This window comes from Ectothiorhodospira sp. PHS-1, from assembly GCF_000225005.1.
Taxonomy (GTDB): Bacteria; Pseudomonadota; Gammaproteobacteria; order Ectothiorhodospirales; family Ectothiorhodospiraceae; genus Ectothiorhodospira.
This window is the reverse complement of the sequence record NZ_AGBG01000006.1, coordinates 40,822-66,147: the sequence shown is the minus strand read 5'-3', so window position 1 is coordinate 66,147 and position 25,326 is coordinate 40,822. Positions and strand designations below refer to the sequence as shown.

The following is a 25,326-nucleotide window of genomic DNA, read 5'->3' as shown; positions in this document are numbered from 1 at the left end:
TACCTCTTCATCAACCGGAGATGGAAGTGATCTCCACCTCGGTGAAATGCTGGCGATGTCCCATCTGCTTGCGGGAGTGCTTGCGACGACGGAACTTGATGATTTCCACCTTGTCGGCACGTCCATGGGACTTGACGGACGCGGTCACCTTGCCGCCTTCCACGAAGGGTGCGCCAACCTTGACGTCTTCGCCGCTGCCGACCAGCAGGACGTTGTCGAATTCCACTGAGGCGCCGGATTCCGCGTCGAGCTTCTCGACCCGGATCACGTCACCTTGGGCAACCCGGTACTGCTTGCCACCGGTAGCGATAACCGCGTACATCTTGTTGATCTCCAGAAAGGGTCGAATCCAAAGACGCGGAAGTTTACCTTGACCGCAAGCAGTGGTCAAATACTGAAAACACCAAAACCTCAGGACACGCCTTGACACTGAACAGCTCGCTTCCTAGCATGCCCGAGGTTTCCTGCCCGAGCGAACGATTACCCCCCATGGACCTCAACCAGATTCGCGACCTGATCGCCGATGACATGAAGGCGGTGGATGCCTGCATCCTGGAGCTGCTGTCCTCTCCGGTGGTGCTCATCAACCAACTGGGCCACTACATCATCAGTGGCGGCGGCAAGCGGCTGCGGCCCATGATGGTGCTGCTTTCCGCCGGTGTCTGTGGCTACCAGGGCCGACATCACATCGAGTTGGCGGCGGTGATCGAGTTCATTCACACCGCCACGCTGCTCCATGACGACGTGGTGGACGCCTCGGAACTGCGCCGGGGACGCGAGACGGCCAACGCCCTGTTCGGCAATGAGGCCAGCGTCCTGGTGGGGGATTATCTCTATTCCCGTTCCTTCGAGCGTCTGGTGGCCATCGGCAACATGCGCGCCATGCAGATTCTCTCCCACACCACCAGCACCATCGCCGAGGGAGAGGTGATGCAGCTCATCAACTGCCACGACGCGGACACCACGGAAGAACGCTACATGCACGTGATCCAGTCCAAGACGGCCAAGCTGTTCGATGCCGCCAGTCGTCTGGGGCCGGTGCTGGCGGAACTGCCGGATCCGGCGGAAGCGTCCCTGGCGGCCTACGGCATGCATCTGGGTACCGCCTTCCAGCTCATCGATGACGTGATGGATTACAGCAGCAGCAGTGAGGAGATGGGCAAGAACATGGGGGACGACCTGGCTGAGGGCAAGCCCACCCTGCCCCTGATCCATGCCATGCGAGTGGGCAATGCCGAGGATGCCGCGGTGATCCGCGAGGCCATCGAGCAGGGCGGGCGGGAGCATGCGGACCGGGTGCTGAAAGTCATCCAGTCCACTGGCTCCATCGACTACACCCGCCAGGTGGCCGAGGCCGAGGCCCAGCGGGCGGTGGAGAGCTTGTCGGTGCTGCCCCCCAGTCCCCACCGGGATGCCATGGCGGCCCTGGCCCATTTTTCCGTGGGGCGGGTGTTCTAGCATTGAATGAGATGTTGGACTTTTTACGCATCTCGTAGCAGAATACGCAGCTTCCCGGGGCCAACGGCCCGAGAGTCAGTTTACGGAGTGTAGCTCAGCCTGGTAGAGCACCGTCTTCGGGAGGCGGGGGTCGAAGGTTCGAATCCTTTCACTCCGACCAGTATCGAAAAAGCCCCGACACGAAAGTGTCGGGGCTTTTTTGCATATGCATGTTAATGTGGCATCGTGTTCCACGATCCCTGTTTCCTTCCATGCATCCGGCATTCTCCCTTCACCGACACGTGCTGTCTTCCCTGGTGTTGGCGACCCTATGGCTGACGGGCTGCGCCACGGTTCCCCTTGACCCCTCACCCCAGCCCCGGGCGGCCCTGAGTCAGGCGCTGATGGACCTGGATTGCATGGCGGCGGCCGATGCCCTGGCGGCATGGGTAGATGCCGAGCCGCCACCGGCGGATGCCCGTCTGGAGACCGCGTTCCTGTGCCTGGTATCCGATATGCCGGATCCGGCCTACGAACAAAGCCATCGTTTCATTCAGGCGTTCCCCGCCCACCCGGATCTGGATTACGGGTTCTATCTGCGGGCCATGGCCCGTTACGGCAGCTGGAAGGCGCTGCACGCGGAGGGTGGGATGCCGCCGGAACCCCGACAGGACATTGCGTTGGCGCGGGAGTCCTTCATCCTGTTCCGGGAGCTGGTGCAGCGTTTCCCTGATTCCCGTTACCGTGACGAAGTGGCCGCCTATCTGATGGCCCTGCGCGAGGGCATGGCGGCAGCGGAGACCCGCCAGGCCCGATCACAGCTGGCCCAGGGAAATCCCCGCCAGGCCCTGGCGCGGGCGGAGTATGTGCGCGAGCATTTCGGTGGTACGCAGGCCCTGGCCGGTGCCCTGGCCGTGATGGTGGAGGCCCATGAAGCCCTGGGTCAATCCGATGCGGCCGGCCGCGCCAGGCGTCAGCTGGAGATCCGCTTTCCCGACTCGTTGACTCCATAGGGAAATTCCATGACAACGTCCTCTCGCTTCCTGCCCCATGCCGAACGTCTGGTCTGGTTCGGCTTCATGCTGTTCCTGCTCATCGTTGCCATGATCCACATCTACCGGGGCTTCGGCCTGGAACGGGATGTGTCGGCCGCCAATCAGGAGGTGCTGGCGCTGCAGATGCGTCTGGCCTCCCTGACCGCCGGGCAGGTGCTTGAATCCGCGCCCGTGGGGCTGACGCAAGGCGAGGTCAGGCGGTTGCAACGCCTGGGTCTGAATGATCCCCGGGTGCAGCTGGTGGCGGATCTGGCCGCCCAGCCCGAGCTGATCGGTCACGGGGGCGTGCTCGGGGGGAGCATACACTTCGTGCCGGAGGAAATCCATGTGCTCAGTGACCGCTGGGTGCTGGCCGCCTTTGAGGACGGCCACATCCGGGGGCGCATGTTGCTGGAGTATGAAGTGGCCTTCGGCAACATCGCCTGGCAGGTGCTGGCTTCCAGCCTGGACTGAGCCATCGGTTCAGTGACCTGACGCCTGTTCCTGGTGACGGGCATCATGGCCATGGATGCCGGCGATCTCCCGCAGGCCGTCGGCATCGAGGATGGTGATGAACTTGCGCTGTACCTGGATCAGCCCCTGCTCCTGGAACCGGCTGAGCATGCGACTCACGGTTTCCACCGCCAGGCCCAGGTAGTTGCCGATCTCGCAGCGGGACATGGTGAGGTTGAATTCATGGCGGGAGAAGCCCCGCATGCCGAAGCGCCGTGACAGGTTCAGCAGGAAGGCCGCCAGCCGGGCATCGGAGGTGCGGTGTCCCAGCAGGGTCATCAGGTGTTCGTCGGTCTGGATTTCCCGGCTCATGATGCGCAGCAGCTGATGCTGCAGACCGGGGGTGCGCCCGGCCAGTTCTTCCAGTCGGTCGAAGGGAATCTCGCAGACACTGGCCGTCTCCAGTGCCAGGGCCGTGCAGGGATGAACCCCGTCATTGATGGCATCCAGGCCCAGCAGTTCCCCGGGCAGGTGGAAGCCGGTGACCTGCTCTTCGCCGTCGTTGGTCAGCACGAAGGTCTTGACCGAGCCGGTTCGCACCGCATAGAGGCAGGTCAGTGGATCTCCGGCCTGATAGATCACGTCTCGCCGCTGCACCGGGCGCTTGCGACTGATGATGCCTTCCAGCATGGACAGATCTTCCACGGAGACACCCAGGGGCAGGCACAGGTCGCGCAGGCTGCAGGCCTTGCACGCCTGCTTGAGTTCCTTGATGTTCATCACGTTGGTCGAGGACATGGATTCACCTTAGAACGGCCGCGGAAACGGCAGGGAGGGTCCCCGCCAGGTGGACACGACCTAAACATACTTGAGCGTTGCTATCAGGTACAAGCCTTCCTGACGTCGCACACGTGCCTCGCCAGACCGGACCCTGCCCGCGATCGCCGATGGCACGCAGATGGCGGGGTGGGCACATGATAGCCTGCCCGGCGGCTTCGGTCTTGGGCCACGGTGAATTTTAGGCCGACTCAGGGGGTGAAGTGTCGGGCGGCTTCGGCGCTGAAGCGGGCCTGGGCAAAGGCCGCCCGCTCCGCCGGCGAGGCGGTCGGCTTACCGTCCCTGCCGATGGCGGCATCGATCATGGCAATGCGGTGGCCCAGGCCGATGCCGTTGGCCAGCTGGACCGCCAGGCCGGGGCGGGCGTTGAGTTCCAGCATCAGCGGGCCGCGATCCCGATCCAGCACCAGGTCCACGCCCAGATAGCCCAGACCCGTCAGTTCGAAGCATCCGGCGGCCAGCTCCAACAGGCGATCCCAGTCCGGAATTTCCAGTCCGCCGATGGGGGCGCCGGTGTCCGGGTGCAGGTCGATGATCTGGTTGTGCCAGACCCCATGTTCAGTGCGCCCGCTACCCATGTCGATACCGGCTCCCACGGCGCCCTGGTGCAAATTGGCCTTGCCGTCCGAGTCCCGGGTGGGCAGTCGTACCATGGCCATCACCGGGTAGCCCTTGTAGACCACGGTGCGGATGTCGGGCACGCCCTGGAAGCTGACTTCCTCGAACATGGGGTGGAAGTGCACCCGATACTCGATCATCGCCTTGTCCGGCTGCCCCCCCAGACTGTGCATGCCGCTGAGGATGTTGGAGACATGGTGAGCCATGCTGGCCTGATCCACGATCTGGCCGCTGGCCTTGCGGAAATGCCCCCGCATGCGGCCAACGATCACCATGATGCCGTTGCCGCCGGAGCCATGGGCCGGCTTGATGACGAAGTCGTCATGTTTGCCCACGATCCTGGCCAGATTGCGGATGTCGTGGTTGGTCTCGATCACGCCGTAGAGTTCGGGCACCGCGATGCCCGCGTCCAGTGCCAGCTTCTTGGTGAGGAGCTTGTCGTCCACCAGGGGGTAGTTGCGGCGGGGATTGAGTTCAGCAATGAACCAGGCGTTGCGCTGGTTCATGCCGACGACCCCACGCCGTCGCAGTTCCTTCGGGCTGATGAACCACTTCATGGGTTACCCCTGCCGGACAGGGCCCGGAAGCGCAGCAGTTCCGAGAGCCGGTAGCCGGTGTAGCGGCCCAGCAGCAGGGTCACGGCCAGCACGATCAGCAGCAGTTCGGGGAAGACGAAGAACAGATGATCGATGTAGGGGTTGATCATCAGCAGGTAGCCTGCCACCGCCACCGCCAGGCTGCCGATGCCCTGCCGGATGGCATCCGAGGGGCCGTGTTCTTCCCACACCAGTGACATGCGCTCGATGGTCATGGCCAGGATGACCATGGGGAACAGAGCGATGGACAGGCCGTGCTCGATGCCCAGGTTATGGCTGAGGATGCTGAGGGCGAGCATGAGCATGATGACCACGATCACCACCGCCGCCAGGCGTGGTACCAGAAGCAGCTTGAGCCGTTCCAGGTAGAAGCGGATGGCCAGTCCCAGGGAGACGATGAGGGTGAACAGGATCACCCCTCCCAGCAGCTGCGTTTCCCGGAAGGAGAGGGCGATGAGGATGGGCATGAAGGTGCCGAAGGTCTGGACGCCGACGATGTTGCGCAGCAGGACGATGAGCATGGCCCCGACGGGCACCAGCAGCAGCACCCGGTACATGTTCTGGGTCTGGATCGGCAGGCCGAACAGGGAGAAGTCCACCACCCGTGAGTCCATCATCTGGGCCCGTTGCTGAGCCACGTCCACGGCATCCTGGAAGTTCTGCGTCACCGCGAAGCTGATCTGGGGGTTGCGGGCCCGCTGCAGGCGGACCGGATCCTGATCCCCGTACCACCAGACCAGGAAGTTGGGGGGGTAACCCACGGCACCGGTATTGGGGTTGATGGCCACCCACTGCCGGGTATTGTGGACTTCCAGCCAGACCTGGGGCTGGAGGTCGCGGGTCCGGTCGGTGAGGGGAATGCCGTGCACCATGCGGGCGGGAATGCGGGCGCCGGCCAGCAGCTGGATGGCGGTCCGGACCTTGTCCCGATCCGTATCGGTGCGAGAGACGAACAGGGCCATGTTCTCGTCCGGGGTGTTGTTCATGTCCCGGATCAGCACCGTGGCAAAGCTGGTGATGTCGGCGGAGCGTTCCCTCACCCTCTGTACCACGGCGTCGGCGGCGGAGCGATAGGGTTCTTCCAGATTGGGCATGCTGACCGGGCCGGGGTAGGGCGCTTCCATCCGGCGCTCCCGTTCCAGCTGGGACACCGTGGTGCGATAGTACAGGGTTTGGCGACCGCTGGGCTGGCGGGTGGTCCAGATGGCTTCCCGGTTCTCGCCGGAGAGATCCGTGGTGAGGCCGTAGCCCCGGGAGATGAAGTTCTCGTCCAGCAGGGCGAAACGCTTGGGCTCGTTGGGGATGAAGACCCGGGCGGTCACGGCCCCGCCGGTGGGCTCGAAGCTCACGCGCGCCTCCACGATCCAGTTATCGGCGGTCTGCGCCGGAAGCAGGGGGAAGCCGAGGTTGTAGACCTTGTGGAAAAACATGCCCAGGCTGGCGCTGCAGAGCACCAATATCACCAGGGGGAGGTGGAAACGCTTCAACATGGGCGGTCCTTGTTGTGATCAGTGGTGTTGTGATCAGCGGTCTTCAGGGTCTTCTTCATCCTGCTCGATGTCCATATCCATGTCTGGGGTGTGTTCGTCAGATGGTTCGTCCGTGGTCGGCAAGTCTGGTGGCACGCAGGCCGGCGGCTGGGTGCGGGTACGGGAGGAATCCACCAGGATGACTCCCCGCATGTGGTTGCGGCCCACCAGGGCCTGGTAGGTGAGCTGGGTGCGATCGATCAGGCTCATCTCCGCCTCGCGGTAGACTTCGCCCATGCACAGGCCGATGCGGACCACGGGACGGCGCTGATGATTGCCGTCGTGGCGGATGATGCGCACGTAGCGGCTGATCTCCCGCTCGATGCGAACGGTGTTTTGCTCGTTTTCCGGGTCGATGATGTCGAAGGCGATCCACTCCTGACCGTCCCGTTCGAAGATCTTCTTGTTGAGGGCGTTGAGCGAGGACGTGGTGGCGCCGGTGTCCATCTTGGCCTTGAGCTGGATACCCTCGGGGAAAATCTCCACCCGCTCCACCCAGCCCATGATCTGCTGTTGTGTCGGGTGAACCTGCTCTGCGTCGGCCGGGGCCTGTACCGGTATCAGGAACAGGAGCAGGGCGGCAAGTGCGGGGAGCAGGGGGTAATGCATGAATGCCTCCGGTAATTTCGGTAATGGTTCACAATTTTAAACGCTCTCCCCCCGCCCGGACGGTGACGAGGACCCCATTTTCGGGCCGGCATAGGCGGCTTCCATCATGGTGATGAAGCGCTTGGCCTGGGGGGACAGGTGCCGACCGATCCGCTGCACGACCCCATAGCTGCGGGCCGGGAAGAAGCGGTCCAGCGGTATGGCCGCCAGCTGTTCCTTGCCCGTCAGGCAGACATCGGTGACGATGGAAATGCCCAGACCCAGTTCCACATACTTCTTGATCACCTCCCAGCCGCCGGCCTCCAGGGAGACGTGGTAGTCCACGTTGTGCTGCCGGAACACCAGGTCCACGATACGCCAGGTGGATAGATGGCGGGGCGGCAGGATGAGTCCATAGGGGCTGATGTCCTCCAGCTCGATCCGCTCACCCAGGGATGCCAGAGGATGGTTCTTCGGGGTGATGAGCCTGGGGTGGTAAGTCACGATGGGCTGGTAGGTGATGTCCTCCGGAACCTCCAGCATGGAGCCCACGGCGAAGTCCACCTCGTCCCGGTGCAGCATGGCCAGACCGTCACGACCCGTCACATTATGCAGCTTGATGCGGATGTGCGGATAGACCTCTGCGAAACGGCGCAGGGGTTCCGGCAGCACGTAGAGGATGGTGGATTCCCCGGCCGCCACATTCAGCTCTCCCGACTCCAGGCGGCCAAAGCTGGCAGCGAAGGTTTCATGCAGCCTGTCGATGCCTTCCACCAGGGGGTCGGCCAGCTTGTAGAGGGTTTCGCCCTCGGGGGTCAGCCGGATCTGGGGGCCTCGCCGCTCGAACAGCACGGTCTCGAACTCCCGTTCCAGGGCCTGGATCTGCAGGGAGACGGCGGGCTGACTTAGAAAGAGGGACTCCGCCGCCATGGAAATGCTGCCCAGGCGGGCGGCACGGCAGAAGGCCCTGAGCTGTTTGAGGCGATTCTGCTTGTAATAGAGATTCGGGACGGACCCCATGAATCTTCCCCGGTCGATTGTTGGTATTAAAGGTCAAAAGTGTCTTTTTGGGGCTGATAGCTTCGCTGAATACTCGTCTTGAGGCCATGGTCCCGGCTACAATTACCGTTTCACGTATGCATAGGGCAGGAGTATGGATAAGTACGTTATCTGGTTTCAGGACCTGGGAATGAACGATGTCCCCCGCGTGGGCGGCAAGAATGCCTCGCTGGGCGAAATGATTCATGGCCTGTCCGAAGCCGGGGTTCGCGTCCCGGGTGGTTTTGCCACCACCGCCCACGCCTTCCGCGAGTTTCTCCAGCATGAGGGCCTGGCGGATCGCATCAACGGCCTGCTGGCCGATCTGGACGTGGACAACATCAGCGCCCTGCGGGAAGCCGGTGCCCGGATCCGCGGCTGGGTGGTGGAAACCCCGTTCCCGCCGGCCTTGAACGAGGCCATCACCGAGGCCTGGAACAAGATGGTGGCCGAGACCGAGGGCGAGTTCACCGTCGCCGTGCGTTCCTCCGCCACCGCGGAAGATCTGCCGGATGCCTCCTTTGCGGGGCAGCAGGAAACCTTCCTCAACGTCAGCGGCCTGGACGGCGTCCTCAAGGCCATCCATGAGGTGTTTGCCTCCCTTTACAACGACCGCGCCATTTCCTATCGGGTTCACCAAGGCTTTGATCACGCCGAGGTGGCCCTGTCCGCCGGCATCCAGCGCATGGTCCGTTCGGACATCGGCGCCAGCGGCGTGATGTTCACCCTGGACACCGAGTCCGGTTTCCGTGACGTGGTCTTCGTCACCGCCTCCTGGGGCCTGGGCGAGACCGTGGTGCAGGGCTCCGTCAACCCCGATGAATTCCATCTCTACAAGCCGGCCCTGGACGCTGGCCGCCCCGCCGTGCTGCGCCGCCACCTGGGCAGCAAGGCCATCAAGATGATTTTCGGCGAGAACGGTCAGTCCACCCGCACCGTGCAGGTCAGCGAAGATGACCGCCTGCGTTTTTGTATCACCGACGTCCAGCTGGAAGAACTGGGCCGTCAGGCCATGATCATCGAGCAGCACTACGGCCGTCCCATGGACATCGAGTGGGCCCTGGACGGTGTGGATGGCCAGCTCTACATCGTGCAGGCCCGTCCCGAGACCGTGGAGAGCCGGGCCGACGGTCAGGTGATCGAGCGCTATCGCATCCGCTCCCCCCGTACCGAAGTGCTGGTGCGCGGCCGTGCCATCGGCCAGAAGATCGGCGCCGGCAAGGTGCGCGTGGTGATGAACCTGGACGAGATGGACCGGGTGCAGCCCGGCGACGTGCTGGTGACCGACATGACCGACCCCGACTGGGAGCCGGTGATGAAGCGGGCCGCCGCCATCGTCACCGACCGCGGTGGCCGCACCTGCCATGCCGCCATCATCGCCCGTGAACTGGGCATCCCGGCAGTGGTGGGCTGCGGCGATGGTTCGGCCCGCCTCAAGGAAGGCGATGCCGTGACCGTGTGCTGTGCCGAAGGCGACGAAGGCCGCATCTACAAGGGTGAGCTGGAGTTCGAGGTGCTGCGTACCCGTACCGACTCCATGCCCGAGGTGCCGGTGAAGGTGATGATGAACGTGGGCAACCCCGGTCGCGCCTTCCACTTCCGCAACATCCCCAACGCCGGGGTGGGTCTGGCCCGTCTGGAGTTCATCATCAACAGCATGATCGGCGTGCACCCCAAGGCGCTGCTCAACTTCGACACCCTGCCGGCGGACTTGAAGGATGAAGTGGCCCGGCGCTTTGCCGGCTATCCGGACCCGGTCAGCTTCTACGTGGACAAGCTGGCGGAAGGCATCGCCACCCTGGGGGCCGCCTTCCATCCCGAGCCGGTGATCGTGCGCCTGTCCGACTTCAAGTCCAACGAGTACGCCAACCTGCTGGCGGGCGAGCGCTACGAGCCGGACGAAGAGAACCCCATGATCGGCTACCGGGGCACCTCCCGTTATCTGTCCGACGATTTCCGCGATTGCTTCGAACTGGAATGCCGTGCCGTGCGTCGGGTGCGTGACGAGATGGGCCTGACCAACGTGGTGGTCATGGTGCCCTTTGTGCGGACCCTGGCCGAGGCCGAGGGCGTGATCAACCTGCTGGCCGAGATGGGCCTGAAGCGGGGTGAAAATGGCCTGAAGATCTACATGATGTGCGAGATCCCCTCCAATGCGGTGATGGCCGACGAGTTCCTCCAGTTCTTCGACGGTTTCTCCATCGGCTCCAACGACCTGACCCAGCTGACCCTGGGGCTGGACCGGGATTCCGGCCTGGTGGCGGCCACCTTCGACGAGCGGGATCCGGCGGTGAAGAAGCTGCTGTCCCTGGCCATCCAGGCGGCCCGCAAGGCCGGCAAGTACGTGGGTATCTGCGGTCAGGGACCGTCCGACTACCCGGATCTGGCCGAGTGGCTGATGGCGCAGGGGATCGAGTCCATCTCCCTGAACCCGGACACCGTGGTGGAAACCTGGCTGCGTCTGGCCGGGGATGCCAAAGGTCGTCAGGACGCCTAGGGGCGGCTGATCATTCCGGCGTCTCCCTTGGGCCCCATTGCCGGAGGGAGTCGCCGGTCTTTGTCCATTTGGACATGATCCCATCAAGAGGCCCCGTTTCGTTCCATGACCCGCTCCGTCTTCTACGTCTCCGATGGGACCGGCATCACCGCCGAAACCCTGGGGCACACCCTGCTGACCCAGTTCGAGCAGATTCACTTCAACACCGTCAGCCTGCCCTTCATCAACTCGAAGGAGAAGATGGACTGGGCGGTGCAGCGCATCAACCGGGCCGCCCAGAGTGACGGCGAGCCGCCCCTGGTGTTTTCGACCCTGGTGGATGCCCGGCGTCGGGAAGAACTGGCCCACTGTCGGGGTTTGATCTTCGATTTCTTCGATGCCTTTACGCCCCGCCTGGAAGAGGTACTGGGGGTGACCGCCCAGCATGTGGCCGGGCGTTCCCATGGCATGGGCAACATGCGGACCTATGCCGAGCGCATGGATGCCCTGCATTTCGCCATCCAGAACGATGACGGCGCGACCACCCGGGACTATCCCAACGCCGATGTGGTGGTGATGGGCGTCTCCCGGACCGGCAAGACCCCGACCTGCATGTACCTGGCACTCAATTACGGCATCCGGGCGGCCAATTACCCCCTGGCGGATGATGATTTCGACCGGGGCACGCTGCCGGCCTCCCTGGAACCCTATCGCAAGAAGTTGTTCGGGTTGACCGTGGATGCGGAGCGGTTGCATCAGATTCGCACCGAGCGTCGCCCCAATAGTCAGTACGCCAGCGTGGAGCAGTGCAACAAGGAGCTCAAGGCGGTGGAGCGGATGCTCAAGCGGGAGGGGATTCCCTGCCTGAACATCACTCAGATGTCCGTGGAGGAGATCGCCGCCCAGCTGATGCAGCAGGCGGCGCTGATGCGGCGTATCTGAGGGCGGGCCGCTCAGTCCGGAAGATATCTTTCCCAGTCCCGTGTCGGATCGGCGATGACCAGGAATTCCGGGTTCAGTATCCCGTCATGGGTGTTGTAGCGCAGGGGGCTCAGTCCCAGATCCGTCACCACCCCGCCGGCCTCGCAGACCACGCATTGGGCTGCGGCCGTGTCCCACTCGCTGGTGGGGCCCAGCCGGGGATAGAGATCGGCCTTGCCTTCCGCCACCAGGCAGAACTTGAGTGAACTGCCCATGCTGACGAGTTCATGCTCGCCCACCCGCTCCAGGAACTGTTGCATGCGTTCGGTCCCGTGGGAACGGCTGCCGGCAATGACCGGTTTCGTGCGCCGGTCCCGGCTGACCTGGATCCGTTCCCCGACGGCCGCCGCCGGTTCATGGCGATGGGCCCCCAGGCCCCGGGCGGCACTGTAAAGCCGATCCAGAGCCGGGACCGCCACCACGCCGAGCACCGGTTCATGCTCGTGGATCAGGGCGATGTTCACCGTGAACTCGCCGTTGCGCTTGATGAATTCCCGGGTGCCGTCCAGCGGGTCCACCAGCCAGTAGGTTTGCCAGCGGGCGCGCTCACTGAAGGGAATCCGGTCCGATTCTTCCGACAGGATGGGCAGGCAGGGACTCAGGTCCCGCAGGCCGGCGACGATGTGACGATGGGCGGCCATGTCGGCCGCGGTCAGGGGGGTACGGTCGGATTTGTGCTCCACCTGGAACCCTTCGCCGTAGATCTCCATGATACGGTCCCCCGCTTCCCGGGCGATGCAGCAGGCATTGTTGAGCAGGTATTCCAGGTTCAGATCATCCAGGGACATGGCTTATCTCTTGAGTCGGTCGCGTACCAGGTACAAGGCGGCGATGGAGCGGGCTTCGGTGCAGTCTTCCCGGCCGACCAGGCTGTCCAGATCGCTCAGGCGCCAGGGAACGACTTCGATATCCTCGGGCTCATCTCCCGGCCGGCGTTCCGGATAGAGATCCTGAGCCAGGATGATGTGGGTGGTGTGGCTCAGATAGCCCGGGGCAATGCTGAAGGACGTCAGGTGGGTGAGTTGATGGGCGCCGTGGCCCACTTCTTCCATGATCTCCCGATTGGCGGCATCGAGCAGGTCCTCTCCCGGCTCCACCAGTCCCTTGGGCAGGGCCAGTTCATAGCGCTGGGTGCCAGCGGCGTATTCACGGATCATCAATACCGTGTCCGGGTCCAGCATGGGCACGATCAGGACCGCCCCATGGCCGGAGCCCACCAGCCGCTCAAAGCAGCGCCGGGCACCATTGGCGAACAGCAGTTCCATCTCCTCCACATGGAAGAGGCGGCTGCGGGCCACGGTGCGGCGGGTGAGGATGCTGGGTTTTTCAGGCATGACGGCAATACCGGCTGGGCAGGTCCGGGGTTCGGGCGGACCGCGGCTGGCGGGGGTGGATCGGCATGCTGTCGCCCTCCGTCGGGAACGGGATATCCTGGGGATTGTACTATCTCAGTCCGGCTTGGGAGGAATCACCCAAGGTCAGGTTTTTCAGACACCATGGACATCAATGCACGATGACAAGCAGATCACCCTCGGCCGCTCCCCTGGCGTGGGAGTCGGTGGACAGCGTTTTCCTGGACATGGACGGCACCCTGCTGGATCTTCACTTCGACAATCATTTCTGGCTGGAGTACCTGCCCCGGCGCTACGGGGACATTCGTGGACTGGAACCCGCCCGGGCACGGTCCGAGCTGATGGCGCGCTATGCCGGCGTTCGCGGCACCCTCGACTGGTACTGTCTGGATTACTGGCGTCATGAACTGGACATGGACATCATCGCCCTGAAACGGGAGATGGCCCATCTGATCGCCGTCCACGAGCATGTGCCGGATTTTCTGGCCGCCGTGCGACGCCTGGGGCGGTGGCTGGTGCTGGTGACCAATGCCCATCGGGGCGGGCTGGACCTGAAGCTGACCCTGACTGCCCTGGAGGGACATTTTCATCGGGTGATCTGCGCCCATGAACTGGGACGCCCCAAGGAAGACCCCCGTTTCTGGGATTGTCTGCAGGGGCGGGAGTCCTTCGATCCCCACCGCACCCTGTTCGTGGACGACAATCTGGATGTGCTTCGGTCCGCGGAGCGCTACGGGATTGCGCATTTGCGGGCGGTGCGTCGTCCGGATTCCCGGGCTGCGGAGGTGGATACCGGTGAGTTTGCCGCCATCCGGGATTTTCGCGACCTGATGCCGGAGTAGAGGGGCATGGAAGCGGGGACTTTGATTGCCGCCTTCGTCATCGGCCTGCTGGGGGGGGTGCACTGCATGGGGATGTGCGGCGGCATCGTCGGCGCGCTCACCCTGGGGATTCGTGGTCCAGTGCCCGGTGAGCGGACCCGGCCCGCGCCCTTTTTGCTGGCCTACAACCTGGGACGGATGACAAGCTATACCCTGGCCGGTGCCCTGGCCGGTGGTGTGGGCTGGTTTGCCGCTCACCTTGCCGACGTGAACCAGATCCAGCAGGTGCTGCAGGTCCTGGCGGGTCTGTTCATGATCGCACTGGGGTTGTATCTCGCCGGTTGGTGGCACGGGCTGGTGTACCTGGAGCGGGCCGGCGGCCTGCTGTGGCGGCGACTGGAACCCCTGGGGCGACGGGTGATGCCGGTGCGTTCTCCGGCTCAGGCCCTGGGCCTGGGGCTGGTCTGGGGCTGGTTGCCCTGCGGTCTGGTCTATAGCGTGCTGTTCTGGTCCCTGGCCGCCGGTGGTGCCGCCCAGGGGGCGGCCCTGATGCTGGCCTTTGGCGTGGGCACCCTGCCCAACCTTTTGCTGATGGGTGTGTTTGCGGCCCGTCTGGCAACGGTGGTGCAAAAGGCCTGGGTGCGGGGGCTGGCGGGGGCGGCCGTGGCCGGTTACGGGGTCTACATGCTGCTGGTTACCTGGTAGCGGGGCGGCAGACATCCAGTGGCGGCGGCAGGTGTTCGGGGGCATCCACGGCGACGCTCTTTTCCCGACTCGTCGCGCCTGCCTCCAGCGTGACCCGGGACCGGGCCACGCCGCAGTGGCGGGCGATCAGTTTCAGGAGCCGCTCGTTGGCGGCCCCCTCCACCGGCGGGGCGGTGACGTAGACCTTGAGCCGGTCACCCAGGGGCTCTCCCAGCTTGTCCCGGGAGGCCCGAGGCTGCAGCTTCAGCCGCAGCACCAGGGTGTCGTGCCGCCACTGCCACCAGCGATTGCTGCCCGCCGCTTCAGAGTGCACTGATGAAGATCAGCAGCACGTTCAGGCCGAGGATGGCCACCAGGGGAGACAGATCCACCATGCCCGTCTGCGGCATCACCTTGCGGATGGGGTTGAGCAGGGGGCGGTTCAGGCTGTAGACCAGGCCGGCCACCGGGTTCTGACTCATGCCGCCGGCCTGGAACCAGCTCATCACCGCCTGGATGATGATGCTGATGATGTAGATCCAGATCACCAGCCGCAGGATGGCCAGGATGCCGGCGATGAAGAGGGTGAAGGGATGAATCATCACGCCGAGGATGACGCCGACGATGAATAGTTCCAGCATCTTCAGGATCAGGATCAGCGCCAGGGCCGCACTGTCCACCGGACCGATGGGCGGGATGAACCGGCGCAGGATGCGCAGCGGCGGATTGGTGATGGTCACCAGGAACTGGGAGATGGGGTTGTAGAAATCCGCCCGGGACAGCGCCAGCAGGGTGCGCAGCATCAGGGCCAGGATGTAGAGGCTGAACAGGGTGCCGATCAGGAAGACGGCGGCGTTTTGAAAGGCGTGTGACATGGATGATCCTCAGTCCCGACCCAGCTGGTCGGCCAATTCATGGGAACGGTCCCGGGCTGCGGTGAGGGCGCGCTGCATGAGTTCGCGCAGTTCGCCGGCTTCCAGCACCGCCAGGGCCCGCTCGGTGGTGCCGCCCCTGGAGGTCACCCGGGCGCGCAGGGTGGCGGCGTCCTCATCGGATTCCAGCGCCAGTTTGGCGGCGCCGAAGGCGGTCTGCAGGGCCAGCAGGCGAGCCGTTTCCCGGGGCAGGCCCAGGGCCGTACCGGCGTCTTCCAGGGCTTCGATGAACAGGAAACAATAGGCCGGGCCGCTGCCGGAGAGGGCGGTGACGGCGTCCAACTGGGCTTCATCCTCCAGCCATACGGTCATGCCCACGGCGCGCAGCAGGGATTCCGCCAGATCCCGCTGCCGGGCATCCACCCGGGTATTGGCCGCCAGTCCGGTGGCGCCGCTGCCCACCAGGGCCGGCGTGTTGGGCATGCAACGAACCACGGCCAGGTCGCCGCCCAGCCAGCGCTCGATATCCTCGCTGCGCACGCCGGCGGCGATGGAGACCACCAGTGGCTTGCGGGCCTGTACCTGGGGGGCCATGGCCCGGGCCACCTCGGCCATGACCTGGGGCTTGACCGCCAGTACCAGCACCTCGCAGTGGGCGATGGCCTCCCCATTGACGTCCGTGACGTGGATGTCCGGCCAGTGCCGGCCGACGAGGGCGCGCTGATCTTCGCTGGGATCGGCGGCCCACAGGGCACTGGGGTTCCAGCCGTCCGCCACCAGTCCGCCGATCAGGCTGCGGGCCATGTTGCCGGCCCCGATAAAGGCGATGTTTTCGTTCATTGTTTCCTTGGACCGCGGGATGGGTGTGGGGCAATGTTAACCTGAACGGCTGCCGAAGATCGCCGTTCCCACGCGCACCAGCGTGGCGCCTTCGGCAATGGCGGCCTCCAGGTCGTCACTCATGCCCATGGAGAGCGTGTCCAGGGTGTGACCACGTCGTATCAGGTCTTCCCGGGCCTGTCGCAAGCGGGCAAATGCCCGGCGCTGGGTGTCGAAGTCGTCGCTGGGGGCGGGGATGGCCATCAGACCGCGTAGCCGCAGGCGGGGCAGGGCGGCCACCGTCTCGGCCAGGGCCAGCAGGGCCGCTTCGTCGACACCGGATTTGGTGGCTTCACCGCTGATGTTCACCTGGATGCAGACCTGCAGGGGCGGGAGCGACTCGGGGCGCTGATCGTTGAGGCGACGGGCGATCCGCTCCCGATCCACGGAGTGGACCCACTGGGCGGTTTCCGCGATGGCGCGGGTCTTGTTGCCCTGGATCGGGCCGATGAAATGCCAGGTCACGCCCCGGTCCGCCAGGGCGCGGGCCTTGTCCGTCAGTTCCGAGACGTAGTTCTCGCCAAAGGCCTGCTGTCCGCAGGCCAGGGCGGCGGCCACTGCCTCCGCCGGCTGGGTCTTGCTCACCGCCAGCAGCCGGATGTCCTCGGGGCGCCGTCCGAACCGTTCGGCGGCTGTCTGAATACGGCCATGCATGGCCTGGATACGTTCGCATATCTGGTTCATAGGGCTATGCTATATTCGCCTGAAACCTGCGTCACCTGTTGCACTGCACCTGTCGGGTCCCGAAGGGTCCGTGATCGAGCCTCGCGGATACGGTGCGGCACGGGGCGTCGAATCCTACATGGAGGGCTGGATGGATATCACCCAATTGCTGGCGTTCAGCGTCAAGAACGGTGCCTCCGACCTGCACCTGTCCGCGGGTCTGCCGCCCATGATCCGTGTGGACGGCGATGTTCGCCGCATCAATGTGCCCGCCATGGAGCACAAGGACGTCCACGGCATGGTGTACGACATCATGAACGACAAGCAGCGCAAGGACTTCGAGGAGCACCTGGAAACCGACTTCTCCTTCGAAATTCCGGGGCTGGCCCGCTTTCGCGTCAATGCCTTCAACCACAATCGAGGTGCCGGGGCCGTCTTCCGTACCATTCCCACCAAGATCCTCACCCTGGAAGAGTTGGGCTGTCCCAAGATCTTCGAGAAGATTTCCGAATATCCCCGCGGCATCGTGCTGGTGACCGGTCCCACCGGTTCGGGCAAGTCCACCACCCTGGCGGCCATGCTCAATCACAAGAACGAGACCGAATACGGCCACATCCTGACGGTGGAAGATCCCATCGAGTTCGTCCACGAGTCCAAGAAGTGTTTGGTGAACCAGCGCGAGGTGCATCGGGATACCCTGGGTTTCAATGAGGCCCTGCGCTCCGCCCTGCGCGAGGACCCGGACACCATTCTGGTGGGAGAAATGCGGGACCTGGAAACCATCCGCCTGGCCTTGACCGCGGCCGAGACCGGTCACCTGGTCTTCGGCACCCTGCACACCAGCTCCGCCGCCAAGACCATTGACCGTATCGTGGACGTCTTCCCCGCAGCGGAAAAGGACATGGTGCGGGCGATGTTGTCCGAATCCCTGCGGGCGGTCATTTCCCAGACCCTGATGAAGAAGATCGGCGGTGGTCGCTGTGCCGCCCACGAGATCATGCTGGGCACCCCGGCGGTGCGCAACCTCATTCGCGAGAACAAGATCGCGCAGATGTATTCCGCCATCCAGACCAGTCAGGGCGTGGGCATGCAGACCCTGGACCAGAGTCTCAAGGAGCTCCTGCAGCGGGGGCTGATCAGCAAGGAAGAGGCCCGCCGCAAGGCTGCCAACCCGGACAACCTATAGCCACCCGCCCCGGCCACCTGCAATTGATCGCACGAGGTGCAGTTCCATGGATCGCGACAAGGCCATACGTTTCATGCACGACTTGCTCAAGACCCTCCTGGGCAAGAAGGGCTCCGACCTGTTCATTACCGTGGGTGCGCCGCCGTCCATGAAGATCGACGGCAGGATGACCCCCATCACCAATCAGCCGCTGTCGCCGACCCATACTCAGGTGCTGGTGCGTTCCATCATGAATGACCGCCAGGCGGCGGAATTCGAACGGACCCAGGAGTGCAACTTCGCCATCAGTCTGCCCGGGATTTCCCGCTTTCGCGTGAATGCCTTCACCCAGCGGGGTTCTTCCGGCATGGTGCTGAGGGTGATCACCTCGGAGATCCCGTCTCTGGACGATCTGGGTCTGCCGATGCAGCTCAAGGACATCTCCATGACCCGGCGCGGTCTGGTCATTTTCGTGGGTGGGACCGGTTCCGGCAAGTCCACCTCCCTGGCCGCCATGGTGGGTTATCGCAATCAGAACAGTTACGGGCACATTGTCACCATCGAGGATCCCATCGAGTTCGTTCACTCCCATGTCAACTGTCTGGTGACCCAGCGGGAGGTGGGGGTGGATACGGAAAACTATGAGATCGCCCTCAAGAACACCCTGCGTCAGGCCCCCGACGTGATCCTCATCGGCGAGATCCGCGACCGTGAAACCATGGACTATGCCATTGCCTTCGCCGAGACCGGTCACCTGTGCCTGAGCACCCTACACGCCAATAGCACCAACCAGGCCCTGGATCGCATCATCAACTTCTTCCCCGAAGAGCGCCGCCAGCAGTTGCTGATGGATCTGTCGTTGAACCTCAAGGCGGTGGTATCCCAGCGCCTGATCCCCCTGGCCACCGGCAAGGGGCGAGTGCCGGCGGTGGAGATCATGATCAATACCCCGTTGATGTCGGATCTGATCTTCAAGGGCGAGATCCACGAGATGAAGGCGCTGATGGCCAAGTCCAACGAGGCGGGCATGCAGACCTTCGACCAGGCCCTGTTTCAGCTCTTCGAGTCCGGCAGGATCACCTACGAGGACGCCCTGCGCAACGCCGATTCCGTCAATGACCTGCGTCTGCGCATCAAGCTGGACAGCAAGCGCGCCCGTAGCCAGAACCTGCTGGATGAAACGGGCGGGCTGGAAATGCAGGCCACCCCGGAAGAGTCTGGGCTGCTCAAATGAACGGTGCCTGAAAGACCATGCTGATCGAACCCTATCTGAAATTGATGGCTCAGAAGAACGCCTCCGACCTGTTCTTCACCACGGGGGCCTCCGCCAGCGTCAAGATCGAGGGAGACATCCGGCCCATCAGCCGGCAGCCCCTGCAGCCGGGGGCCGTCAGGGAAATGGCCTACGACATCATGGATGAACGCCAGACCGAGACCTTCGAGCGGGACAAGGAGATGAATCTGGGGATCTCCCTGGAAGGGCTGGGGCGGTTCCGTGTGAACATCTACGTGCAGCGGGGCGAGGTCTCCATGGTGATCCGCTTCATCAAGAGCGAGATCCCCACCATCGAACAGCTCAAGCTGCCGCCGGTGCTCAAGGAACTGGTGATGCATGACAACGGCTTGATCCTGGTGGTGGGGGCCACCGGCTCGGGCAAGTCCACCACCCTGGCCTCCATGATCGATCATCGCAACACCATGGTTTCCGGTCACATCCTGACCATCGAGGACCCCATCGAATACAGCTTCACCCACAAGAAGTCCATCATCGGTCAGCGGGAAGTGGGCCTGGATACCCTGTCCTATGACAATGCGCTGCGCGAAGCCATGCGCGAGGCCCCGGACATGATCATGATCGGCGAAGTGCGGGATCTCAATACCATGAAGGCTGCCATCGCCTATGCCGATACCGGTCACCTGGCCCTGTCCACCCTGCACGCCGTGAACGCCAACCAGGCCCTGGATCGCATCATCAACTTCTTCCCGCCGGAGTCCAAGCAGCAGATCCTGATGGATCTGTCCCTCAATCTGCGGGGTATCGTGTCCCAGCGTCTGCTGGTGGGCAAGGACGGCAACCGGCTGCCGGCGGTGGAGGTGCTGGTCAACACCCCCTACATCGCCGAACTCATCCGCAAGGGAGAGATCAACGCCATCAAGCATGTCATGGAAAAAGGGGGCTCGGTGGGCATGCAGACCTTTGACCAGTCTCTGTTCGAGCTCTACAAGGCCGGACTGGTGACTTTGCCCGAGGCGCTGGCCAAAGCCGACTCCCGCGGCGATCTGGAGTGGCGTATCCACTTCGGCGGTGGGGTGAAGAGCCTCAAGAAGGAAGATGATGACCTGTTGCTGCCGGGAGACGCCGATCCTACCGTCCGCGGCAGGAATGACGGCCGCAAGGGTTTTGAAGAAACCCTGCGGCCATTGTCCGAAACCAGGATCAAGGAATAGCGGGCAACGGGCAGCGACCGGCCCCGCTCAGCCGAACACGGATTCCGCCTCGAAGACCGGCCCGTCCACACAAACCCGTTTCATGCTGCTGCCCTGATCCGTCTGCACCTTGACCACGCAGCCGGCACAGCCGCCCACGGCGCAAGCCATGTACTCTTCCAGGGAGACCTGGCAGGGCAGATGGTACTCCCGGGCCAGGGTAGCGCAGGCTTCCAGCATGGCATGGGGGCCGCAGGCATAGACCTGGACCTGGCGCCGCTGTTCCGGTGACAGGGCGTCCAGCCAATGACGGGCAAGATCGGTCACATAGCCCTCATGGCAACCGGGAAAGCCCGCCAGACTGGTGAGCCGGGATGGCACCCCCCAGTCATCCAGCAGGGGCATGGCGGCAATCACCCCGTCCGGCATGCCCGGCACCAGGATACGGGAGGGCGAGGCCTTGAAGGGAAAGGGCACTTCCGATCCCATGATGACGAACGGCTCGCTCACCGGATCCCTGCGCATGGCATCCGCCAGGAACACCATGGGCGGGATACCCACGCCACCGCCCAGCAGCAGGGCGCGGGGGCGGTCCCCGTGGGGCAGGGTGAAGGGCTTGCCGATGGGGCCCATCAGGCTGATCTTCTCGCCCACCTGGCGTCGGGCCAGCAGGCGCGTTCCCTTGCCCACCGCCTTGTAGAGAAATTCCACCCACCCCTCATGAGGGTCCACCCGCATGATGGACAGGGGGCGGCGCATGGGTAGCTGAGGGTCGCACTGCAGGTGGGCGAAGCAGCCCGGTCGGGCGTGGGCGGCGCACTGGGGGGCCTTGACCCGCAGGATGTGCTGGTCACCCGGGTGGGCGGTATGGGACAGGATCGGGGCATCTTCCACGAAGATGGTGCCGCGATGGGATTTGTTCATCATTTTCTCCGCAAAAAGGCCAGGCTCAGATCTGCCGGGCCTGCAATTCAAAGATCACCCGTCCCGCCACCAGGGTGTGGGTCACCCGGGGCCGGAAGTCCCAGCCGAAGAAGGCGCTGTTGCGCCCGGCGCTGAGCCAGTTGTCCGGCCCTGGCGCGTGCCCCCGTTCCGGATCCACGATGGCAATGTCCGCCCGGGCACCCACACCCAGGGCGCCCACCTTCAGGCCCAGGATGCGGGCCGGACCGGCGGTGACCCGACGCACCGCCTCGGACAGGGGCAGCACCCCTTCTTCCGCCAGCCGCAATACCAGGGGCAGCAGGGTCTCCAGGGTGGACATGCCTGGCAGGGTGGCCGGGAAGGGGGCCAGCTTGGCGTCCGCCTCATGGGGTTGATGGTCCGAGCAGACCGCCTCGATGGCCCCCTCCGCCACGGCCTTGCGCAGCCCGTCCCGGTCCCGCAGGGTGCGCAGGGGGGGAATCACGTGACACAGGCTGTTGAAATCCGCTACGTCCATTTCGGTCAGGAACAGCTGATGGGCGCAGACATCGGCGCTGACCGGCAGGCCGTCCTCGATGGCCCGGGTCACCATGGCGGCTCCCCGCGCCGTGGACAGCCGGCAGACATGGATGCGGGCTTCGGTCTGGGCCGCCAGGGCCAGCAGCACGCCCAGGGCGGCGGTTTCCGCGGCTTCCGGGATGCCCGGCAGGCCCAGACGGGTCGCCACGGCACCTTCGTGGGCACAACCCTGGCCCGCCAGGGACCAGTCGATGGGGTGCAGATAGACCGTGATGTCGTGGCTGGCGGCGTATTCCAGGGCTCGGCGCAGCAGCAGGTGACTGCCCATGGGCCGCAGGGCCTGGCTCATGCCCAGGGCGCCGGCCCGTTTCAGGGCCGCCATGTCGGACAGCTGCTGTCCCTTGAGGCCCGCCGTCAGGGCGCCCAGGGCATGGACCCGGACGCCGCAGGCCTGACGGGCGCGGCGGTTGATCAGTTCGATCTGGGCTGGTGAGTCCACCACCGGGCTGGTGTCCGGTGGGCATGCCAGGGTGGTGATGCCGGCGCTGGCGGCGGCGCGGGTTTCTGAGGCGATGGTGGCCTTCTGTTCGTGCCCCGGCTCTCCCAGGCGGGCGGACAGATCCACCAGGCCGGGCAGCACCCAGCGGCCGCGGGCGTTGATGCGCCGGTCCGGACTGTAATCCTCGCTGGGGGGGGCGCCCAGGGCGACGATCTCCTCGCCCTGGATGTAGAGGTCCGTGACCTGGTCCACGCCGTTTTCCGGGTCGATCACCCGGCCTTGTTCGATCAGCAGTTTCATGCGCCAGACCCCTGATTCATACTGCCGCCCATGATGGTGGACATGACCGCCATGCGCACGGCGATACCGTTGCTGACCTGTTCCAGAATGACTGACTGGGGGCCGTCCGCCACCCGGGAGTCGATCTCCACCCCGCGATTGGCGGGGCCTGGATGCATGACGATGCAGTCCGGCGCCGCCAGGGCCAGGCGTTCCTCGGTCAACCCCCAGAGCTGGAAGAATTCGTGCTCGGAGGGCAGCAGGCCGCTTTCCATCCGTTCCTTCTGCAGTCGCAGCATGATGATCACGTCCACGTCCCTGAGGCCGGCGCGGATGTCGTGAAACACATGCACCCCCAGGTCCTCCACGTAGGCGGGCAGCAGGGTCTTGGGGCCGATCACCCGGACTTCTCCGGTATTGAGCAGGTTGAGGGCGTGGATCTGGGAGCGGGCCACCCGGGAATGCAGGATATCGCCCACGATGGCCACCTTCAGGCGGGTGAAATCCCCCTTGTGGCGGCGAATGGTGAACATGTCCAGCAGGGCCTGGGTGGGGTGGGCGTGGCGACCATCGCCGGCGTTGAGCACGCTCACATGGGGCGCCACGTGGCGGGCGATGAAGTGGGCCGCGCCGCTGTCCGCGTGACGCACCACGAACATGTCCACATACATGGCCTGGAGGTTTCTGAGGGTGTCCAGCAGGCTCTCGCCCTTGACCGTGGCCGAGGTGCTGATGTTGATGTTCAGCACGTCCGCCGACAGACGCTTGGCCGCCAGTTCGAAGGTGGTGCGGGTCCGGGTGCTGGCCTCGAAGAACAGGTTCATCACCGTCTTGCCACGCAGCAGGGGCACCTTCTTTACCGCCTGGGCATTCATGCCGGCAAAGGACTCGGCGGTGTCCAGGATCTCGGTGATCAGGGCACCGGAGAGTCCCTCGATGGTGAGCAGATGCCGTAGCCGTCCCTGGGCATTGAACTGCAGGGAGGGGGGCAGGGGACCGGCGGCGAGCCGGGATCTGGCCGGGCTATCCTGATCGATCATGACGCGGGTTCCAGTTTGACGATGTCCAGACGCAGGGGATCGGGTCCCCGCAGCTTGACCTGCTCGTCGCTTCGAAGTTTGAGATGCTGGCCCACCACCTGGGCCTGGATCGGCAGCTCCCGCCCGTCCCGCTCCACCAGCACGGCCAGCATCACCGAGGCCGGACGGCCGTAGTCGAACAGTTCGTTCATGGCGGCGCGGATGGTGCGGCCGGTGAACAGCACATCGTCCACCAGCAGGATGTGGCGGTCATCCACGGCGAAGGGCAGGGAGGAGGGACGCACCTGGGGATGCATGCCCATGCGGCTGAAGTCATCCCGGTAGAAGGAGATATCCAGTTTGCCCAGGGGCTCGTTCAGACCCAGGCGTCGGTGCAGCTGCTCGGCCACCCAGACCCCGCCGGTATGGATACCCACCAGGGCGGGGTCGGTGATGCGCTGCTCCGACAGGTGGCGACGCAGGGCCTCGGCCATGCGGTCCAGAAGGGTGCTGACAGGTTCGGTCATGAGGCGGTCTCTTGGGCAAGCCAGTGTTCCAGAAAGACGGCCGCCGCGATGGCGTCGATGTCTTCCTTGCGAATGCGCCCGCGCCGACCTTCCCGGCGTCGGGACTTGAGATAGGACTCCGCCTCGGCGGAGCTGAACTGTTCGTCCACCTGCCGGATCGGCAGGGCGTAGCGGGCATGCAGGCGATCCCGGAACGCCTGGATGCGGCGTGCCAGGGGGTGCTCGCTGCCGTCCGGGGTGCCGGGCAGGCCCACCACCAGCAGGCCCGGCCGCCATTCCTGAATCAGGGCGTCCAGACGTTGCCAGTCGGGGATGCCGTTGCCGGCGGTCAGGGTCTCCAGGGGGGTGCTGGTGCGGGTGATGCCGTTGCCCACAGCCACGCCGATGCGCCTTTCCCCGTAGTCCAGGGCCAGGATCGTGTCCGGTATGCCGATGTCCTGCTCCCTTTTGCTACGCCGGGCGCGGGTATCAGGCATGACCTGCCTGGCCGCTCATGAGGGACAGGTCCACCCCCAACTGGCCGGCGGCGGCCTGCCAGCGTTTTTCCACCGGCTGCCGGAACAGGATGTCCGCATCCGCCTGGCAGGTGAGCCAGGCGTTGTCGCCGATCTCCTGTTCCAGCTGTCCCGGACCCCAGCCGGCATAGCCCAGGGCGATCAGGTAGGCGTCGGGACCGCTGCCCTCGGCCATGGCTTCCAGGATGTCCCGGGAGGTGGTGACGGCGATGTGTTCGCTGACCTGCATGGTGGAGGTCCACAGGCGGTCGGCCGGATGCAGGATGAAGCCCCGGTCCGGCTGTACCGGGCCGCCGTTATAGACCGGAATCCGGTCGGTGGGCACCTTGGGACTGATACCCATGTGGTCCAGCACCATCTCCAGGGTGAGATCCGTGGGATGGTTGATGACGATACCCATGGCCCCCTCGTCCGTATGCTCGCACAGGTAGGTGACGGCATGATGGAAATTGGGGTCCGCCAGGGTGGGCATGGCGATCAGGAACTGGTCTGTGAAGTTCGCGCTACGCATGAGTCGGGTGTCGCGGCTGAGTACGTCACCTAGTGTACACTGTCCCCCCGTTCCGTCGTAGCGTCACCGGTGACGACGGGGGC

At 64.5% G+C, this 25,326-nt stretch carries 28 protein-coding genes and 1 tRNA gene; 11 read left to right on the top strand and 18 right to left on the bottom strand.

The annotated features are described in order from the left end of the window. Positions 1-10: 10 nt before the first annotated feature. Positions 11-322, bottom strand: coding sequence for a 50S ribosomal protein L21 (gene rplU / locus ECTPHS_RS04015; protein WP_008931405.1), 312 nt, complete (start codon positions 320-322; stop codon positions 11-13). A gap of 167 nt (positions 323-489) precedes the next feature. Here rplU and ispB point away from each other — a divergent pair, with 167 nt between their 5' ends. The 4 genes from ispB to ECTPHS_RS03995 all read left to right on the top strand — a co-directional run bounded on the left by ispB (position 490) and on the right by ECTPHS_RS03995 (position 2,945). Further along, a complete protein-coding gene (ispB, locus tag ECTPHS_RS04010; protein ID WP_008931404.1) occupies positions 490-1,458 on the top strand; it encodes an octaprenyl diphosphate synthase in 969 nt (322 codons plus the stop codon). 83 nt (positions 1,459-1,541) lie between these two features. Continuing rightward, a tRNA-Pro gene (locus tag ECTPHS_RS04005) sits at positions 1,542-1,618 on the top strand. Positions 1,619-1,709: 91 nt separating this feature from the next. Continuing rightward, positions 1,710-2,450 carry an outer membrane protein assembly factor BamD gene (gene bamD, locus ECTPHS_RS04000; RefSeq protein WP_008931403.1) on the top strand — a complete coding sequence of 247 codons (741 nt, stop codon included), beginning with the start codon at positions 1,710-1,712 and terminating at the stop codon, positions 2,448-2,450. 9 nt (positions 2,451-2,459) lie between these two features. Next, a complete protein-coding gene (locus tag ECTPHS_RS03995; protein WP_008931402.1) occupies positions 2,460-2,945 on the top strand; it encodes a hypothetical protein in 486 nt (161 codons plus the stop codon). A 9-nt stretch (positions 2,946-2,954) separates the two neighbouring features. Here the strand turns inward: ECTPHS_RS03995 and fnr are convergent, their stop codons facing one another. From fnr to ECTPHS_RS03970, 5 genes are all read right to left on the bottom strand, one after another. Continuing rightward, the gene (fnr, locus tag ECTPHS_RS03990; protein ID WP_008931401.1) at positions 2,955-3,722 is read right to left on the bottom strand and encodes a fumarate/nitrate reduction transcriptional regulator Fnr; all 768 of its coding nucleotides are present in this window, start codon (positions 3,720-3,722) and stop codon (positions 2,955-2,957) included. A 230-nt stretch (positions 3,723-3,952) separates the two neighbouring features. Beyond that, positions 3,953-4,936, bottom strand: coding sequence for an alpha-L-glutamate ligase-like protein (locus ECTPHS_RS03985; protein ID WP_008931400.1), 984 nt, complete (start codon positions 4,934-4,936; stop codon positions 3,953-3,955). Beyond that, a complete protein-coding gene (locus tag ECTPHS_RS03980; protein WP_040405104.1) occupies positions 4,933-6,462 on the bottom strand; it encodes an inactive transglutaminase family protein in 1,530 nt (509 codons plus the stop codon). Before ECTPHS_RS03980 ends, ECTPHS_RS03985 begins: the two co-directional genes overlap by 4 nt. A 36-nt stretch (positions 6,463-6,498) precedes the next feature. Further along, the gene (locus tag ECTPHS_RS03975; RefSeq protein ID WP_008931398.1) at positions 6,499-7,113 is read right to left on the bottom strand and encodes a RimK/LysX family protein; all 615 of its coding nucleotides are present in this window, start codon (positions 7,111-7,113) and stop codon (positions 6,499-6,501) included. A 36-nt stretch (positions 7,114-7,149) separates the two neighbouring features. Beyond that, complete coding sequence (locus tag ECTPHS_RS03970; protein ID WP_008931397.1) at positions 7,150-8,112, bottom strand: LysR family transcriptional regulator; 963 nt, start codon at positions 8,110-8,112, stop codon at positions 7,150-7,152. Between the two features lie 133 nt (positions 8,113-8,245). Here ECTPHS_RS03970 and ppsA point away from each other — a divergent pair, with 133 nt between their 5' ends. Together ppsA and ECTPHS_RS03960 are read left to right on the top strand one after the other, a co-directional pair. After that, entirely contained in the window at positions 8,246-10,627 is a 2,382-nt protein-coding gene (gene ppsA / locus ECTPHS_RS03965) for a phosphoenolpyruvate synthase (protein ID WP_008931396.1), read from the top strand. Positions 10,628-10,732: 105 nt separating this feature from the next. Then, entirely contained in the window at positions 10,733-11,548 is an 816-nt protein-coding gene (locus tag ECTPHS_RS03960; RefSeq protein ID WP_008931395.1) for a pyruvate, water dikinase regulatory protein, read from the top strand. Positions 11,549-11,559: 11 nt separating this feature from the next. On the opposite strand, the gene cysQ is transcribed toward ECTPHS_RS03960, so the two are convergent. Then, positions 11,560-12,375 carry a 3'(2'),5'-bisphosphate nucleotidase CysQ gene (gene cysQ / locus ECTPHS_RS03955; RefSeq protein WP_008931394.1) on the bottom strand — a complete coding sequence of 272 codons (816 nt, stop codon included), beginning with the start codon at positions 12,373-12,375 and terminating at the stop codon, positions 11,560-11,562. Between the two features lie 3 nt (positions 12,376-12,378). After that, positions 12,379-12,921 (bottom strand): ADP compounds hydrolase NudE, encoded by a 543-nt coding sequence (nudE, locus tag ECTPHS_RS03950; protein WP_008931393.1) that lies wholly within the window; start codon positions 12,919-12,921, stop codon positions 12,379-12,381. 179 nt (positions 12,922-13,100) lie between these two features. Between nudE and yrfG the strand changes: the two genes are divergently transcribed. Together yrfG and ECTPHS_RS03940 are read left to right on the top strand one after the other, a co-directional pair. Then, positions 13,101-13,781: a GMP/IMP nucleotidase gene (yrfG, locus tag ECTPHS_RS03945; RefSeq protein WP_040405066.1), complete on the top strand. Its 681-nt coding sequence runs from the start codon at positions 13,101-13,103 to the stop codon at positions 13,779-13,781. Between the two features lie 6 nt (positions 13,782-13,787). Then, a complete protein-coding gene (locus tag ECTPHS_RS03940) occupies positions 13,788-14,465 on the top strand; it encodes a sulfite exporter TauE/SafE family protein (protein ID WP_008931391.1) in 678 nt (225 codons plus the stop codon). Here ECTPHS_RS03940 and ECTPHS_RS03935 read toward each other — a convergent pair. The 4 genes from ECTPHS_RS03935 to ECTPHS_RS03920 are packed head-to-tail and all read right to left on the bottom strand — an operon-like array spanning position 14,455 to position 16,879. Further along, entirely contained in the window at positions 14,455-14,778 is a 324-nt protein-coding gene (locus ECTPHS_RS03935; protein WP_008931390.1) for a DUF167 family protein, read from the bottom strand. The genes ECTPHS_RS03940 and ECTPHS_RS03935 overlap by 11 nt on opposite strands. Next, on the bottom strand, positions 14,768-15,319 hold the full coding sequence (locus tag ECTPHS_RS03930; protein WP_008931389.1) for a YggT family protein: 552 nt from the start codon (positions 15,317-15,319) through the stop codon (positions 14,768-14,770). Before ECTPHS_RS03930 ends, ECTPHS_RS03935 begins: the two co-directional genes overlap by 11 nt. Positions 15,320-15,328: 9 nt before the next feature. Further along, complete coding sequence (gene proC / locus ECTPHS_RS03925) at positions 15,329-16,156, bottom strand: pyrroline-5-carboxylate reductase (RefSeq protein WP_008931388.1); 828 nt, start codon at positions 16,154-16,156, stop codon at positions 15,329-15,331. A 36-nt stretch (positions 16,157-16,192) separates the two neighbouring features. Then, on the bottom strand, positions 16,193-16,879 hold the full coding sequence (locus ECTPHS_RS03920; RefSeq protein WP_008931387.1) for a YggS family pyridoxal phosphate-dependent enzyme: 687 nt from the start codon (positions 16,877-16,879) through the stop codon (positions 16,193-16,195). Between the two features lie 130 nt (positions 16,880-17,009). Here ECTPHS_RS03920 and ECTPHS_RS03915 point away from each other — a divergent pair, with 130 nt between their 5' ends. From ECTPHS_RS03915 to ECTPHS_RS03905, 3 genes are read left to right on the top strand one after another with little or no spacing between them, the layout of a single operon-like run. Beyond that, a complete protein-coding gene (locus ECTPHS_RS03915; RefSeq protein WP_008931386.1) occupies positions 17,010-18,044 on the top strand; it encodes a type IV pilus twitching motility protein PilT in 1,035 nt (344 codons plus the stop codon). Positions 18,045-18,090: 46 nt separating this feature from the next. Further along, on the top strand, positions 18,091-19,257 hold the full coding sequence (locus ECTPHS_RS03910) for a PilT/PilU family type 4a pilus ATPase (RefSeq protein WP_008931385.1): 1,167 nt from the start codon (positions 18,091-18,093) through the stop codon (positions 19,255-19,257). A 17-nt stretch (positions 19,258-19,274) separates the two neighbouring features. Next, a complete protein-coding gene (locus tag ECTPHS_RS03905; protein ID WP_008931384.1) occupies positions 19,275-20,471 on the top strand; it encodes a PilT/PilU family type 4a pilus ATPase in 1,197 nt (398 codons plus the stop codon). Positions 20,472-20,498: 27 nt separating this feature from the next. On the opposite strand, the gene ECTPHS_RS03900 is transcribed toward ECTPHS_RS03905, so the two are convergent. The 6 genes from ECTPHS_RS03900 to ECTPHS_RS03875 are packed head-to-tail and all read right to left on the bottom strand — an operon-like array spanning position 20,499 to position 25,243. Continuing rightward, entirely contained in the window at positions 20,499-21,374 is an 876-nt protein-coding gene (locus tag ECTPHS_RS03900) for a dihydroorotate dehydrogenase electron transfer subunit (protein WP_008931383.1), read from the bottom strand. Between the two features lie 25 nt (positions 21,375-21,399). Beyond that, the gene (locus ECTPHS_RS03895; protein ID WP_008931382.1) at positions 21,400-22,692 is read right to left on the bottom strand and encodes a dihydroorotase; all 1,293 of its coding nucleotides are present in this window, start codon (positions 22,690-22,692) and stop codon (positions 21,400-21,402) included. After that, complete coding sequence (locus ECTPHS_RS03890; RefSeq protein WP_008931381.1) at positions 22,689-23,711, bottom strand: aspartate carbamoyltransferase catalytic subunit; 1,023 nt, start codon at positions 23,709-23,711, stop codon at positions 22,689-22,691. Before ECTPHS_RS03890 ends, ECTPHS_RS03895 begins: the two co-directional genes overlap by 4 nt. Further along, positions 23,708-24,217 carry a bifunctional pyr operon transcriptional regulator/uracil phosphoribosyltransferase PyrR gene (gene pyrR, locus ECTPHS_RS03885; protein WP_008931380.1) on the bottom strand — a complete coding sequence of 170 codons (510 nt, stop codon included), beginning with the start codon at positions 24,215-24,217 and terminating at the stop codon, positions 23,708-23,710. The genes ECTPHS_RS03890 and pyrR overlap by 4 nt, the downstream gene beginning before the upstream one ends. Next, the gene (ruvX, locus tag ECTPHS_RS03880) at positions 24,214-24,693 is read right to left on the bottom strand and encodes a Holliday junction resolvase RuvX (RefSeq protein WP_008931379.1); all 480 of its coding nucleotides are present in this window, start codon (positions 24,691-24,693) and stop codon (positions 24,214-24,216) included. The genes pyrR and ruvX overlap by 4 nt, the downstream gene beginning before the upstream one ends. After that, positions 24,686-25,243, bottom strand: a complete 558-nt coding sequence (locus tag ECTPHS_RS03875; RefSeq protein WP_008931378.1) for a YqgE/AlgH family protein — start codon at positions 25,241-25,243, stop codon at positions 24,686-24,688. Before ECTPHS_RS03875 ends, ruvX begins: the two co-directional genes overlap by 8 nt. Positions 25,244-25,326: the final 83 nt, after the last annotated feature.